The organism is Paenibacillus sp. ACRRY, from assembly GCF_022346995.1.
Lineage (GTDB): Bacteria > Bacillota > Bacilli > Paenibacillales > Paenibacillaceae > Paenibacillus.
This window is the reverse complement of the sequence record NZ_JAKRNM010000002.1, coordinates 492656-507304: the sequence shown is the minus strand read 5'-3', so window position 1 is coordinate 507304 and position 14649 is coordinate 492656. Positions and strand designations below refer to the sequence as shown.

At 46.7% G+C, this 14649-nt stretch carries 15 protein-coding genes; 3 read left to right on the top strand and 12 right to left on the bottom strand.

Going from position 1 to position 14649, the window contains the following annotated elements:
* Positions 1-188 precede the first annotated feature (188 nt).
* Positions 189-884 (top strand): YhcN/YlaJ family sporulation lipoprotein, encoded by a 696-nt coding sequence (locus tag MH144_RS11445; RefSeq protein WP_239299891.1) that lies wholly within the window; start codon positions 189-191, stop codon positions 882-884.
* Positions 885-891: 7 nt separating this feature from the next.
* Here the strand turns inward: MH144_RS11445 and MH144_RS11440 are convergent, their stop codons facing one another.
* The 6 genes from MH144_RS11440 to MH144_RS11415 form a co-directional block, all read right to left on the bottom strand.
* Complete coding sequence (locus MH144_RS11440; RefSeq protein ID WP_239299889.1) at positions 892-1344, bottom strand: pyridoxamine 5'-phosphate oxidase family protein; 453 nt, start codon at positions 1342-1344, stop codon at positions 892-894.
* 93 nt (positions 1345-1437) lie between these two features.
* Positions 1438-2499, bottom strand: coding sequence for an LCP family protein (locus MH144_RS11435; RefSeq protein WP_239299887.1), 1062 nt, complete (start codon positions 2497-2499; stop codon positions 1438-1440).
* 91 nt (positions 2500-2590) lie between these two features.
* The gene (locus tag MH144_RS11430; protein ID WP_095289928.1) at positions 2591-2887 is read right to left on the bottom strand and encodes a YlaH-like family protein; all 297 of its coding nucleotides are present in this window, start codon (positions 2885-2887) and stop codon (positions 2591-2593) included.
* Between the two features lie 303 nt (positions 2888-3190).
* Complete coding sequence (typA, locus tag MH144_RS11425) at positions 3191-5038, bottom strand: translational GTPase TypA (protein WP_239299885.1); 1848 nt, start codon at positions 5036-5038, stop codon at positions 3191-3193.
* Between the two features lie 178 nt (positions 5039-5216).
* Positions 5217-5711 (bottom strand): hypothetical protein, encoded by a 495-nt coding sequence (locus MH144_RS11420; protein ID WP_239299883.1) that lies wholly within the window; start codon positions 5709-5711, stop codon positions 5217-5219.
* A 289-nt stretch (positions 5712-6000) separates the two neighbouring features.
* Complete coding sequence (locus MH144_RS11415) at positions 6001-6660, bottom strand: TerC family protein (protein ID WP_239299881.1); 660 nt, start codon at positions 6658-6660, stop codon at positions 6001-6003.
* Between the two features lie 105 nt (positions 6661-6765).
* Here MH144_RS11415 and MH144_RS11410 point away from each other — a divergent pair, with 105 nt between their 5' ends.
* Positions 6766-7464 (top strand): TerC family protein, encoded by a 699-nt coding sequence (locus MH144_RS11410; RefSeq protein WP_239299879.1) that lies wholly within the window; start codon positions 6766-6768, stop codon positions 7462-7464.
* A gap of 113 nt (positions 7465-7577) precedes the next feature.
* On the opposite strand, the gene thiI is transcribed toward MH144_RS11410, so the two are convergent.
* From thiI to MH144_RS11380, 6 genes are all read right to left on the bottom strand, one after another.
* Positions 7578-8819 carry a tRNA uracil 4-sulfurtransferase ThiI gene (gene thiI / locus MH144_RS11405; protein WP_239299877.1) on the bottom strand — a complete coding sequence of 414 codons (1242 nt, stop codon included), beginning with the start codon at positions 8817-8819 and terminating at the stop codon, positions 7578-7580.
* Positions 8820-8825: 6 nt separating this feature from the next.
* Positions 8826-9974, bottom strand: coding sequence for a cysteine desulfurase family protein (locus MH144_RS11400; RefSeq protein ID WP_239299875.1), 1149 nt, complete (start codon positions 9972-9974; stop codon positions 8826-8828).
* A gap of 162 nt (positions 9975-10136) precedes the next feature.
* Positions 10137-10892 carry a lytic transglycosylase domain-containing protein gene (locus MH144_RS11395; protein WP_239299873.1) on the bottom strand — a complete coding sequence of 252 codons (756 nt, stop codon included), beginning with the start codon at positions 10890-10892 and terminating at the stop codon, positions 10137-10139.
* A gap of 224 nt (positions 10893-11116) precedes the next feature.
* The gene (locus MH144_RS11390; protein ID WP_239300612.1) at positions 11117-11473 is read right to left on the bottom strand and encodes a hypothetical protein; all 357 of its coding nucleotides are present in this window, start codon (positions 11471-11473) and stop codon (positions 11117-11119) included.
* 98 nt (positions 11474-11571) lie between these two features.
* Complete coding sequence (locus MH144_RS11385) at positions 11572-11790, bottom strand: DUF1540 domain-containing protein (RefSeq protein WP_239299871.1); 219 nt, start codon at positions 11788-11790, stop codon at positions 11572-11574.
* A gap of 161 nt (positions 11791-11951) precedes the next feature.
* Complete coding sequence (locus MH144_RS11380) at positions 11952-12458, bottom strand: YpuI family protein (RefSeq protein WP_095289915.1); 507 nt, start codon at positions 12456-12458, stop codon at positions 11952-11954.
* Between the two features lie 286 nt (positions 12459-12744).
* On the opposite strand from MH144_RS11380, the gene MH144_RS11375 reads away from it, so the two are divergent.
* Complete coding sequence (locus tag MH144_RS11375; RefSeq protein ID WP_239299869.1) at positions 12745-14625, top strand: S8 family peptidase; 1881 nt, start codon at positions 12745-12747, stop codon at positions 14623-14625.
* The last annotated feature ends 24 nt before the right edge of the window (positions 14626-14649 follow it).

Sequence of the window (14649 nt, the reverse complement as noted above, 5' to 3'; positions counted from 1 at the left end):
GGAATGCCGGATTAGATCATAGGTTTTCCATGCACAAGCAGTCCTTTTTTTTTCATTCCCAAGTTCATCTGTGATCGTGTGATCTTTCAGCAGCGGCATGGACAATCATGCTCCCATACATAAATGTATTCGTCTCGGACAAAATAATTGCAACCATTCTGAAAAACTCCAAGAAAGGATGAACATTTATGAAATATTGGGTTAGCACACTGCTTCTGATCTTTATACTTACAGGCTGCAACAACACTACACGCAACGCCTCTCAAGAGCAGCAAGGGGCTCATGCGAGGGGTTACGGAGGGAATGTTACAACACGGCAAGATCAACAAAACGGATCCCACATGCTCTATACAGAGGATGATCGAATGAATCCTTCACGCCTTGATCGTTTCAATGAGAATACGGGTGAAGTTCATGAACTGAACGTTGCCGATGATAACCAGACAGGCCGCATGACCAATGAAAATCGAATCACCCATCTCAAGACACTTGCCAAGCAAGTGGAAGGTGTGAAAGACGCCAATTGCGTTATTCTCGGAAATACAGCGGTCGTTGGCATTGATGTAGATGGTGAACTGGAACGTGCCCGTGTAGGAACAATTAAATATTCCGTTGCAGAAGCTTTGCGCAAAGATCCAGAAGGTGTTGATTCTATTGTTACCGCTGATGCGGATGTTACCGAACGAATCAGGGAGATCGGAGAGCATATCCGCCAAGGACATCCCATATCCGGTTTTGCTTCTGAACTAGCTGATATGGTGGGAAGAATTATTCCACAGCTCCCGAAAGACGTCAAGGTCCGTCAAAACCCAGATGATCAGGCTCCTGAAGAGCAGCAAATGCAGCAGCATACCACCGACAAAAAGCAACAAAAAGCCCAGTGATTTCTCACTAGGCTTTTTTCATGGCAGCAAAAACCTGCTCATCTAATTTCTCAGCAGCACGCTGATCGTATATTTTGACATATTGAGGCATAGAAGATAGCTGGGCTCCATAAAACAGGGCATTTCTGACCGCTTCAATGGAGATGTCGAAACAGCACATATTAAAGGGTACATCTGGCAATGGATCCTGTCGAACGGAAGCACGTCCATTGATCGCATAGACCGTTTCTTCTCCAAATACCGTAACCGTAATCAACGGATTTTGTTTCATATTGTTCACAAGACGTGAACGATGATCCAAAGCGACCCGAAGTGTGGACGCATTCTCCGCATAGATCCAGGAAATTGCAGTGGATGTCGGGCCTCCAGATTCAATGTCTATCGTATTCAGGAGTACGAACGTTTCGTTCTTGAATTGCTGCAAAAGAGATTCAGTCAATTGTGTGACGGCTTCGGACATTAAACCAGCCCTCCCTAACCTTCTTTATGCAATTCTTGATACTATGAATGATGTTATTATAACATACCCGGAAACTTGCTTCCAATCCCCCAGCTACTCCGCCGCCGGAGTAGCTGTTACTTTGCCTGAGAGCGTATCCTGTAAGGCTTGCTTCGCATTGGCCAACTCTGTCTCATTCACATAAACATAAGGACTTCTCCAGTCCCCGGTCACAGGCGTATAGTGCACATCAGATTTAGAAATGTTCCAGTACGTCGAAATAAAGTTTTTCATCTGTTCGGATTCCACGTCGGTTGTCATGTTGTCATCAACCGCACCAATTACTTTGCTGATCTTCGTCACACCACCAAGCGACTTCATCTGATCCAGCATGGAGTTCAGTACCTGGTTTTGACGCTTGTTACGGTCAAAGTCATTGGATTCAGCCGTTTTGGGATCACAGTTGGATTTGCGGTAACGCACAAAGTCGAGCGCTTGTTTGCCGTCCATATGCTGGTCACCTGCAACCAGGTTAATATCTGTATTGTCGGCCGTATCCCGGTAACACATATTTTTGTCGACCGTCACATCCACACCACCCACGGCATCAACAGCATCGCGGAATGCCTGGAAGTTAAGCACCGTTGTGTAATTGATATCGACATCAAAATATTTGCCCATCATTTCTTTCATCTGATCCTCGGCATTCTTACCTGAGGTCTTCTCCTGGGCTTTAAACTTAGGATAGTATGAATTCAGTTTGTTTGCCTTATATCCTTCAAGTTCAATCCGCGTATCACGCGGCAAGGAAACAATCGTGGCCGTTTTGGTATCCGGGTTCAGAGCTGCTACCATGACAACATCGGACAGGTACGTTCCTGTTTCAGGGCGGTTATCTGTACCCAACAGCAGCATGGTAATGGGCTTGGTCTTGGCCGACATCCCTGGAGGCACTGGTTTATCAATGCCGGTGTCCGCCACCTGATTATATACCCAGTAGAGATATCCCCCACCTACAATGATGGCAATCACCAAAAGGCTCAAAACGAATTTAGCAAATGTGCGCATTCGCTTTTTCTTTTTGGGTGGCTTACCTTTACTGTTGTTAGACCCTGAAGCTCCGGAATTGGCTGGTACCTGTCTACGCGGAGGCAGTCCGTTCGAATTCGAGTTCATATCTTCAACACCTTTATCACATCTGTTTTTGTCCAAATAAAAGACAACCGCTTTCCCGAAGGAAAACGGATGGTCTATACAGAGACAGATTTTATGAATTTCTGGCGGCAGCTTCCGCCTTTTTCTTTTGACGACCTTCGATGAAATAGCGCACTCGCACTAACAGCATCAAACCAACGGCTACCAGCAAACATTGAATAATCGGGAGCTTATCGATCTGAAAAATAAGAAGCATGAATGTGCCCATCGCCATCAGTAGATAAAGAAAGATTTCCTTAACGAGCGGCAATTTCTGACGTACCCGAAACACCTTATTATATACGTAAGTAATCAGCACAAAGATGACGATGTAGGCTACGATCGGGTGTGATGCGAACCATGCTTGCATGCACAGTCAGCTCCTTTCGTTGTTCATGCTTGTATAAGTAAACCGGTTGATGGTAGTACCCTAGCAGCTTAGAGAGCCAGTACGTGCTATTGTGACCGTTTCGGTTTCAGATCGTTCTTCCAATCGCTGTTATCCCCAGATTTTTTAATCCATTTACACAATGGTAAAATCCGGGGATAAACGCGAACGCTTCGCTTCTTCAGAATCGATTCTGATCCCTACACTACTTTAGCTCCACAAGCTTTCATTACTTACCGGGCCCATCAAACGTTAACTTATACTACTATTTTTTGTTAGTTAAAATTAAGCGTTATTTTGAGCCATTTTGCGTTGTTTTTCTGCACGCTCACGCTCGGATTTGTTCAAGATCTTTTTACGAAGACGAATAGATTTCGGTGTAATCTCACAATATTCATCTTCATTCAGATATTCAAGCGCCTGTTCCAACGAGAAGATAATCGGAGTTTTAATTTTAACCGTATCATCTTTACCGGAAGAACGAACGTTAGTCAGTTGTTTTTCTTTACAGATGTTGACAACGATATCATTGTCTCGTGTATGCTCACCAACGATCATACCTTCGTAAATTTCTGTTCCTGGCTCAAGGAAGAGCGTACCACGATCCTCAACACCCATCATTCCATAGAACGTAGATGTACCCGTTTCAGTTGAGATCAGTACACCTTGGTGACGTCCACCCACTTGACCAGACACTACTGGAGCGTAGCTGTCAAATGCATGGTTCATAACGCCATAACCACGAGTCAATGTCAGGAAGTTGGTGCTGTATCCAATCAGACCACGTGCGGGAATCAGGAACTCCAGACGTACTTGACCGCTACCCGTGTTGACCATGTTAACCATCTCTGCTTTACGTGCGCCCAGGCTCTCCATGACGGAACCCATGCTTTCTTCAGGGATATCAATCAACAAACGCTCAAGAGGTTCCATTTTCTTACCGTCAATTTCTTTGACGATAACTTCTGGTTTGGATACTTGAAGCTCATATCCTTCACGACGCATATTTTCAATCAGGATACCGAGGTGAAGCTCACCACGTCCGGATACGATAAATGCATCTGGGCTCTCTGTTTCTTCAACACGAAGGGATACGTCCGTTTCCAATTCCTTCAACAAACGCTCACGCAGTTTACGGGAAGTTACCCATTTACCTTCACGGCCTGCGAATGGACTGTTGTTTACGAGGAATGTCATTTGCAGTGTTGGCTCGTCAATTTTCAGAACCGGCAAAGCTTCAGGGTTGTTCGGGTCAGCAATCGTTTCACCGATGTTGATATCCTTAATACCCGCGATCGCAACGATGTCACCTGCGCCAGCTTCCTCTGTCTCAACACGTTTCAGACCTTGGAAACCAAACAGTTTCTCGATACGAGCTGTTTTGCTTTTGCCATCACGCATAATAACAGTAACGGATTGGCCTTGACGAATCACACCGCGGTTTACACGACCGATAGCGATACGTCCGAGGTATTCATTATAGTCCATCAGTGTAACGAGGAATTGCAGTGGCTCTTCAACGTTCTCTGTTGGATGAGGGATATGACTTACGATGGTATCGTAGATCGCCATCATGTTGTCATCTTGTTTGGCAGGATCGTCTTCCATGCTGGATGTTCCGTTCAATGCGGAAGCATATACGACAGGGAATTCAAGTTGTTCATCGCTGGCACCCAGTTCGATAAACAGGTCCAGTACTTCATCAATAACCTCAGCCGGACGAGCCGCTGGACGGTCAATTTTGTTTACAATAACGATTGGAGTCAGGTTGTGCTCCAGTGCTTTACGAAGTACGAACTTCGTTTGTGGCATACAGCCCTCATAAGCATCAACAACGAGCAACACGCCGTCAACCATTTTCATGATACGTTCTACTTCACCACCGAAGTCGGCGTGTCCTGGTGTATCTACAATGTTGATCAGGAAATCTTTATAAGTTATAGCCGTGTTTTTGGCCAAAATCGTAATACCGCGTTCACGCTCCAAATCGTTGGAGTCCATTGCGCGCTCCTGTACTGTTTCGTGATCACGGAAAGTACCGGATTGCTGGAGCAACTTGTCGACTAGCGTTGTTTTCCCGTGGTCGACGTGGGCAATAATCGCAATATTGCGAATGTGTTCTCTTGAATGCATGGTTTGTATCCATATCCTTTCCAATTTCAATTCTTATCTACTAAACTTCCCGCATTTCTGCAGGTTACTCACCCAAAATAAGCGTCGGTGATATCCCGACGCATGTCTTTATCCCTTATATTATAGTTGATCATAGCTAAAAATCAAGATATTTCGCTTGGAACAAGGTCGGGCAATGTTACCAACCCTTCCTCCCACGCCCTCGTCCAAGCAGCAACCAGACCCCACCCAAAATCAAAAGGATCGCCAGTACATAAATAATTCCGGTTTGAAGCAGGGTGAATCCGAATAAGACAATGGACAAAGCACCAATGCCCCATGCTGCAGGCAGCACAAACTCAGGTTTATAGCGTTCAACAAGTCCGTACTCGAGTAAGCCAACGGCAATTCCCAGCAATAATGCCGGCCAGAGACTGCTCATCAGCCCTCCGCCCCATGTATTCGTAATTCCGAACAAAATACCATACACCGTCAATATCCCTGCTGGAACAAGGGACCAAGTAGGAGTAACTCTTGCATAATACAGGGCATGGAGAGCAATTCCCGGCAGCAATAGAAGCAAAGGCCAGAAATGGCGTCCAATAAAGCCAAATACCCCAAGTTTACCAAGCAAAATAATGATACCTGCTGCAACAATAAATATGCCGATCGCTTTTTCATTTCTCATTTTCATCTGCAATCACCTCTTATATCAATTAGGCTATGTAGGTTGTAAGCTTCAACGAACCGTTTCATGATGACCAGCTTTTGTAGACCTGCCTCTAGTGTAGCCCATGTTTTTGCAAAAAACTATACTCGATGTCGCATTTCGTCGCCACTCTATTGTGTATTACCCGTTAAGCATTGACCCGTCCCTTATTCCTCAATGTTCACAACATGATAAGATTCAATTCAACAAAAAAACCGTCCTCGGCAGACGGTTGTCTTCCACTCTATTTTTCTGCTGCATACCCAGGACGGAATTACACATTCCGTCTGACAAACTTATGTGCTCCCCCCACTGCTATGACTAGACCAGCCATCGCCACGGGTAGCAGCGTGTGTGCTTCCGCTGTCAAGCTGCCAAGCCACTGACCCAGCTTCGGGTCACTCATGACCATTTCACCTGCCGTGAATGCCAGGATTCCTGAGCCCGCGAATACCAGAATCGGAAATCGTTTCAACAAACCGACAATTAGGCCGCTCCCCCACACCACAATGGGGATGCTGATTGCTATTCCGATGACGATAAGTGCCAGGTCTCCATCTGCTAATGCCGCTATGGCAAGCACATTGTCCAGACTCATTACAAAATCGGCAATCAAAATGGTCTGAACCGCTTTCCAGGTCGTAGAAGCTTCCCGAATATGTACTTCGTCTTCGTTTTGAAGCAGGAGCTTCACGGCGATCCAAAACAATAAAATCCCGCCCGCTGCCTGTATAAAAGGAATTCCGAGCATTAACACCGCTGCAAAAGTTAGCACACACCTTAGGACAACTGCACCAAAAGCCCCCCACCATACCGCCTGCTTACGTTGCTTCTCCGGCAGATCCTTACTCGCGAGAGCGATGACTACAGCATTATCTCCACTCAAAACCAGATTGATCATTAGAATTTCAGTCAACAGCCACAATGTATCCATGTTTCTCCTCCCCCCACTCTTACTTGTATGTCAAAGTTGTCCATGCTATTCTTAACGATTGAACAAGCTTTTCTAGGTTCGGACATATAGAAGGAGTGACAGCATATGGAGCTTTTTAGCGCTGTTTTTTGGCTTGCTTTGGTGAAAATTGTATTTATTGATCTCATGCTGGCTGGCGATAATGCAATCGTTATCGGTCTTGCTGCACGTAATTTGCACCCTTCAGTGCAGAAAAAGGCGATTCTCTACGGGACAGCGGGTGCCCTAGTGATTCGGATTGTTGCCACAGTGGTTGTACTCTGGCTGCTTAAGGTGCCTTGGCTGCTGCTTGTAGGTGGCGTTTTGCTGATCTGGATCGCTTATAAACTATTGGCTGACCAAGGTGAAGAACATAATGATATTAAGGCAGGCAGCTCCCTATGGGTTGCAGTTCGCACCATTGTCATTGCAGATGCCGCCATGGGACTGGATAATGTCATTGCAGTGGCTGGCGCGGCTGAACAGCATCTGGTACTTGTTATCATCGGACTGTTGATCAGTGTGCCGATCATTGTATGGGGAAGCACGCTGTTCATCAAGTTAATCAACCACTTCCCATGGATTATATATCTGGGGGCCATTGTACTTGGCTATACCGCATCCCACATGATTACAGAGGAACACCGGCTTGTGCCGTTTTTCACCGAGCATCCTGCCCTTCGCATTCTGTTTATCGTTCTGGTCGTTGCAGGTGTGGTATTCGCAGGATACCGCAAACGCGCCAGCAGTAGACAAGGTGGAGAGCACCAGCGATCCTATTCGTAAAATAAAGATACACACAAAAAAGGACCAGCCGATTTTCATCGGCCGGTCCTTTTTTTTCTATTACAGGTAACATAGCCCTTATTATGTCATTCTACCAATACAAGGAAAAATAATCAGAACCAGTCTTCCTTAATTTCGTTCTCCGTGTTTTCACTGGTTGCAGGAGTTGCTTCGCCTGCATGCAGAACAATGGTTTCTGTCTGAGCTACAGCTTCATCTACCCATTCAGGCAAATGGCTCATCGTTGCTTCAATTTTGTCCACAATGCGAAGATTCGGATTCGTTGTTGGTGATTTGGGCACGAACAGGGTGCAGCAATCCTCGTAAGGCAGTATCGATATATCATATGTTCCAATCTGTTTGGATAACGTAATAATTTCCTGCTTGTCCATCATGACGAGGGGCCGCAAAAGCGGAAGCTCCGTTGCACGTCCGATGACATTCATACTCGGCAGCGTCTGGCTTGCAACTTGACCAAGACTATCTCCGGTAATTAATGCAAGTGCCCGCTCGCGTTCAGCGAGCTTCGTCGCAATTCGCAGCATGGAGCGGCGCATCAGGGTGATGATGAGATTATCCTGGCCCAGCTGGGTGAATGCCGTTTGGATCTCCGTAAAAGGAACCAGGTGCAATTTGATGGTACCGGCATGATCAGCCAAGGCACGAGCCAGATCGATAACCTTTTCCTTGGCACGCTGGCTGGTGAACGGATAACTGTAAAAGTGTACACATTCCACTTCCAGTCCGCGCCGCATGGAAGACCAAGCCGCTACAGGACTGTCAATTCCACCCGACAGCAGCACCATCGCTTTGCCGTTGGTACCGAGAGGGAACCCGCCGACAGCTGGAATCACTTCATTGAAGATATAGGTTCCCTGATCTCGAATCTCCACGCGCAGTTCAATGTCCGGATGACGTACATCCACACGAAGCTGTTGGAACTTTCTTAATATCGGGGAACCCACCATGTGGTTCATTTCGTGTGAAGAATGAGGAAACTCTTTCCACACCCGGCGAGTATTCACTTTGAACGTCGTACCTTCCTTGAACTCGTTTTCTCTCTCATCCATGAAAGCTACAGCTGTTTCCACGATATCCTCAAGCACAGAAGGAGTTACTTTAACCGGACTGATGGACATTACCCCAAAAACCCGTTTCAGCACTGCGATCAGCTCTGTATGGGAATGACCACCGAGATCTACATATAGCCGTCCAAATTCCTTGCGTAAGCTTGCACCTGGATATGGCTTGAGCAGGGCCCGCACCTGAGTAATAATTGTTTTTTCGAATCGTGCACGATTTTTGCCTTTTAACATAAACTCTCCAAAACGGAGAAGCAGCATATCATATTTCATTTGACTTTACATCCGCCTTTCCAACGGGCGCAGCTGCGCCACCATCTGATGCAGCGCTTGTTCCAGCAAGGCCACATCCTCTTCTGTATGTTCGTTACCTAGACTAATCCGCAATCCTCCTGAAGCGCTCGCCGCATCTCTTCCCATGGCAAGAAGGACTCTGCTGGGCTCCGCAGATCGGGAGGAGCAGGCTGATTGGGTAGATACCGTTATTCCAAGCTGCTCCAGTGTATGAAGCGCCACTTCAGCCTTCATCCCCGGATAGGAAAAGTGAATAATGTGAGGAGCCCCATCCTTCCGGCTGTTCAGTCTAAGTCCGGGAATGGTTTCAATGGTTTCCATAATCCGATCTCTCAGCGCTGTGGCACGTTCAGCAAACGCGAGCTGCCGTTCTGCCGCAAGACGCATCGCTTTCGCCATACCTACAAGCAAGGGAACATTCTCTGTTCCTGCTCTCATGCCATGCTCCTGCGAACCACCAGACAGAAGGGGGGTAAGTTCCACCCCATTTCGTACGTATAGGAGACCCGCTCCTTTCGGACCACGGATTTTGTGGGCAGATAAACTGTACAGATCAGCTCCCCACGAGGCGGGATTTGCTTCGAGTTTGCCAAACCCCTGCACCCCATCCACGTGAAAAAGCACACGCGGTGCGGCACTTTTCAAACGGTTGCCTATCTCTGCAACAGGATGGATGATCCCTGTTTCATTGTTTACATGCATCAAGCTGACAAGAACCGTGTCGGGTCTTAATGCATCCAACACCTGCTGAGTGCTTACACGGCCATCCGAATCCACGGGCAGCCAGGTTACTTCCCAACCCCACTGCTGCAGCTGCAAAAAACTCTCATACACTGAAGCATGTTCGGTAGCCGTCGTAATGAGATGTTTTCCTCGGGTCTGATACTTAAGTGCTGCTCCTTTTATGGCCAGGTTGTTGCTCTCCGTTGCCCCGGAAGTAAACACGATCTCTTCAGGTTTAACACCAAGGGCTGCAGCACAGCCGGATCGTGCACGCCTCAGTAATTGATCCGCTCGTTCTCCGTACCCATGAATGGATGACGGATTGCCATAATGCGCCTCCATAATTTCAGCCATCGTTCGGACCACGTCTGAATCAGGAGGAGTCGTTGCTGCATAATCAAAATATTTCAAATGAGGTCAGACCTCCTTCAGATGTTCTCATAAACCTACAGTGAGCATTGTAACACGATCCCGCCCCAACACAAAAAGACCAATCAGGAACAGGCTGGCTTCCCAAGCATGCTCCTGAATTGATCTCCTCCTGAACTCGCTGTAAAATAATATTCTTTGATTCTAGACCGTATATTTCGACTGTGCTTTTTCCACTTTGGAAATATACGCCTGTGTCTCATCAGGCAAAAGGTTAAGTACGCTCATCAGTTCACTGTCATTAGACACACCCAAACGGGAAACGCGCCCTGGTCCAGCATTATAAGCGGCGAGCGCCATCTTCACTTCGCCACCAAAACGCTGAAGCTGAAGGGAGAGATATTTGGTTCCGGCATCAATACTCTGAGCTGGATCAAAGGCATTCGTAACACCGAGTCCAGCTGCAGTCCCATCCATTAATTGCATCAAGCCTTTGGCACCGGCAGAAGATACCACGTTGGGATTGAATCCGGATTCCGTGTCAATGACAGCCTTGATCAGAGATTCAGGTACATTGTACTTGGCACTTGCCGTTGCGATCAGAGATTCAAAATCGGTTGGCACAGACCCTTTGGCATCAGCACTTACCGTGCTGGTATGTGTCGACAAAGCCACATTCTCACTGCTGCTGGAAGAAGTCACACTTGAATCCGTATTATACAAACTGCCCAGTTGTAACCACAACAAGCCGTCACTAGATCTTTTGGAGATGCCAATTGACGTTGAAGAAGATGAATCGCTGCTGTTCGAAGCGTTAGTACTCGCACTCAACAGCCCGTCCATCATATCGGCGAAGTCTGACGATGAACCTGCAGTTTCACCTGACACATTCGTTTGGTTGGCAACATTGGACAATTGAAGTTCCAGTAACTGCCGTGACCCATTTGGATCAATCTGCATCTGTTTTCCCACTCCCGTATAAATAAACGTATATTATGCCTATATTCTACATCGTTTTACAAAAATCTGCCATGGTTTTCAGAAAAATAAACCCATTTAATCGTTTGTTTGCGCAAATATGAAAAACCTTCACCCATATCCCGTTTTTACGGGAAGGGAGAAGGTAAAGATTTGCCATATTCAGATAAAAGTTATTGCTCTACCACGTATTCGTCAACAAGAATTTAACGGGCAAATGGAATCATGAAGAAATAACTGATCGTAGCGAGTGCTCCCAGTCCAATGGACCAAGCCCCGGCTGTTTTACGCCCATTTACATAAGCGTAATAACCAAGCACAGCTGCAGCCGGACCAAGTACAATAGACCACATAAATAAGGACGCAATCCCGCAAGCTAACCCAATATAACCAGAGACTTTACCGGTTGACTCCATAACGCGATCTGCTTCATGCTTTTCCGGAGCTGCTGCGGCCGGTTCAGCACGTTCTGTACGTACTACAGAAGCTGGGGGGGCTACCTCCGCACCATATTCCTCACGATGTTCACGTCGCGGATAATCCACTCGTTCACGTTTTTTCACATTGGCAGGGGTGGCCGTTTTGGAACGATGAAATGGATAATCCTCTTTATGGTCATTCTTCACTTCAAAGCACCTCCATTATAAATAGGGATGACTGCTCATTTGGGTTTGAATGTGTGACAGCATGTTGCGGAGGAAGTACGTGCATGATCCTGATGATCCGAATCAAACGTTTCTCCCGCAAATTCTTCATGCAAGCGGCGGGTAGCATGTTGGTCAATGTCAATCATGATGGCATCGGCATGGCAGAAGTTGTTTTCTCCCCAGAAATGACAGTTGGACACACTGCATTTGACAACGGGCTTGTCTTGGCTCATATATTTATCACCTCGAGATCTATTGTCTCCCCAGTGTAAATCGGCTATTCTCTGGCGAGATGTCAGATGATGACATGAATTCGGGCTCTCTTTTCTTGTCTGAAAACGCCAAAAAACCGCCATTACTGGCGGTTTCATCCATTTTATATTAGAACACTGAACTATGCGTGATTGCGTTGATTCTGCATCCGGCGCTGGGTCAGATAGTCACTTTCATAAAAGGCCAGATCATCGCGCAATTCTTCATACGTTTTGGAAACTTCAAGAATAACATCGCGCACTGCACGAACCGGCTTGTCACGGAAGCGAATCGCATCCTGACCTGTGTACGCATATCTTCCATCTTCGGAATAACATTCATTTTTGGGATAGAAAAAGCTGTTTACGCATTGATGATACGTATTATAGAGAGCCTTTTCGGCAAAATCGACATCAAAATTGGCACGACGCAGCACAACGCCAAGTTTTTCGTAAGAAACTTCAGAAAAAACAAGCAAATGACGGAGATCCGAAAGAAATCCTTTGTAGAAGGTTGTCGATTCCTCAGTCTGGTTCTGATCCAGTTCAGGCAAGGCATTTTCATTCAAAAATTGTTCGATCCGATCGATAGCAGGTTTTAACTTTTCCCTAGTTGACTCACAAGTTTTCTGTACATTGGCTGCTGACATAAAGGTAGCTCCCCCTTAAATAAGTCCTTACATATAGGTCGGCCACGGTGGTTGTCCCCTGACCTTGGATTCTCAGCTACTATCCTACCATAAAAAGATGACGAGCGGTATCCCTTAATCATCCTTTACATAACCGCCACGATCCGTACCCATTAAGCGAAGTCTGCTCCGTTTTCACCTGCATAAAAATAACCGCTTTTCCTAACGATAGAACTATGCCAAGGACAACGATAATACAGGAAACTCATGACTGCTGTCCAAAATACAAGAGGAGGTTATATCCCCCATGTCCAGACCTAAATGGATAAACTGGGCCATTGCCGCTGGTGCAGGAGCGCTTGCGCTGACCTTGCTGCTTCCGACATCCAACCGTCCTGCACCCGAGCCGAGTGCCATGCCCGATGCTCCTCATGAGGAACATGCGAACAAACAGCGTTTAAAAGTACAGGATGTGAAAGCGACAGATTTGTTGACTCGTATGGATGCCAAGCAGCATCTCAGCCTGATGCTCGAGAAGAGCGCCACAATGAATGAAGCCGAGTTTGGTCGTTACGTTCAGGATTTACAGCGTACACACGATCATATCCGTTCCATTGATGTGCTGGATAGCAAAGGCACAACCCGTAAACATTTCGCTAAAGAATCTGATAAAGGAAGCAAAATAGAGCAGCAAAAACTCGAGCACTCCTTTAACCTTGCGAAAAAAGCGGTTATGAAACGCCAAAGCTTCGAATCTTCCTCATTTCCTTTAGGCAAAGAAAAATATTTCGTAATGGGACTGTCCTCCAAGGATGGGAACAAAGCGGTTATTGCACTCTTTAGCCAAAGTGTCTTAAATGCTGTGGAACAACATCAGCGCAAAAATCTGCGCATGATTCCTTACCCGCGTGAGGGCAAATTTAAAATCGAATCCGTACACCCCGATACCCTCAACGAAGTCACGGTGAAAACAGGTCATGATAATGCCAATGCCAGCCATTTTTACGAAAATGAAATCGTTATTCGTTTCCGACAGGATCCGGGTGAACGGGATATGCGGATCATCAAATCCGATTTGCGTACCCAATCTGCGCGTAAGCTGGGATACACTTATGTTTTTCGTTCAGAACACATGAACTACGAGCAGCTGCATTCCTATTTTGAACGCAAATGGAATCCGCTGTATATGGAACCCCACTACATGTATTTAACCAATGAAGCCGCACCTGAACAAACCGATACGGATGTAACGATTCCCAACGATATTTTGTTCACTGATTATCAATGGAATCTGCCCGCCATTGAAACCAATCGGGGCTGGAATATAACAAAAGGGAAAGAAGACGTTATTGTGGCAGTGGTCGATACCGGAGTGGACTTGAATCATCCGGACCTGAAGGGCAAGTTGCTGGAGGGATATAATGTCGTTGATCCGAAGAGCAAGCCGCTTGACGATGTGGGCCATGGTACACATGTAGCCGGAATCATCGGTGCTATTGTCAATAACAGCGAAGGCGTGGCCGGAATGAGTTGGTATAACAAGGTTCTTCCCGTGAAGGTACTAGACAATTCGGGTTCAGGCACCACGTATGCAGTGGCTGAAGGCATCATTTGGGCTGCGGACCACGGTGCCAAGGTTATCAACATGAGTCTGGGCAATTATGCAGATGCCCAATTCCTCCATGATGCCATCAAGTATGCCTTCGATCGCGATATTGTCCTGATTGCTGCAACCGGGAATGATAACACTGAACGGCCTGGATATCCTGCCGCTTATCCCGAGGTATTCGCAGTTTCGGCGACCGATCCGGATATGAATAAGGCTTCGTACTCCAACTACGGGGATTATGTGGATGTAATGGCGCCTGGCACCAGCATCGCAAGCACCTATCCCAACAATCAATATGCCGCCTTATCCGGTACGTCAATGGCCAGCCCCCATGTCGCTGCACTTGCTGGGTTAATTCGTTCGTTGAATCCGGATCTAACCAATACGGAAGTCATGGACCTGATGCGGCAGAGCGTTATCGACCTCGGTGACCCTGGTCACGACAAGTATTATGGTTATGGTCAGGTCGATGTCTACAAGGCCCTTCAGTCTGCTTCAAGCAACAGTGCACCCTTACAGTTCTGGCCTCAACATGTAAGGCAGCAGATGGATAACACGATGAAAAAATATAACAAGTAGCCATTCGTGGAATGTTTCTCCGAT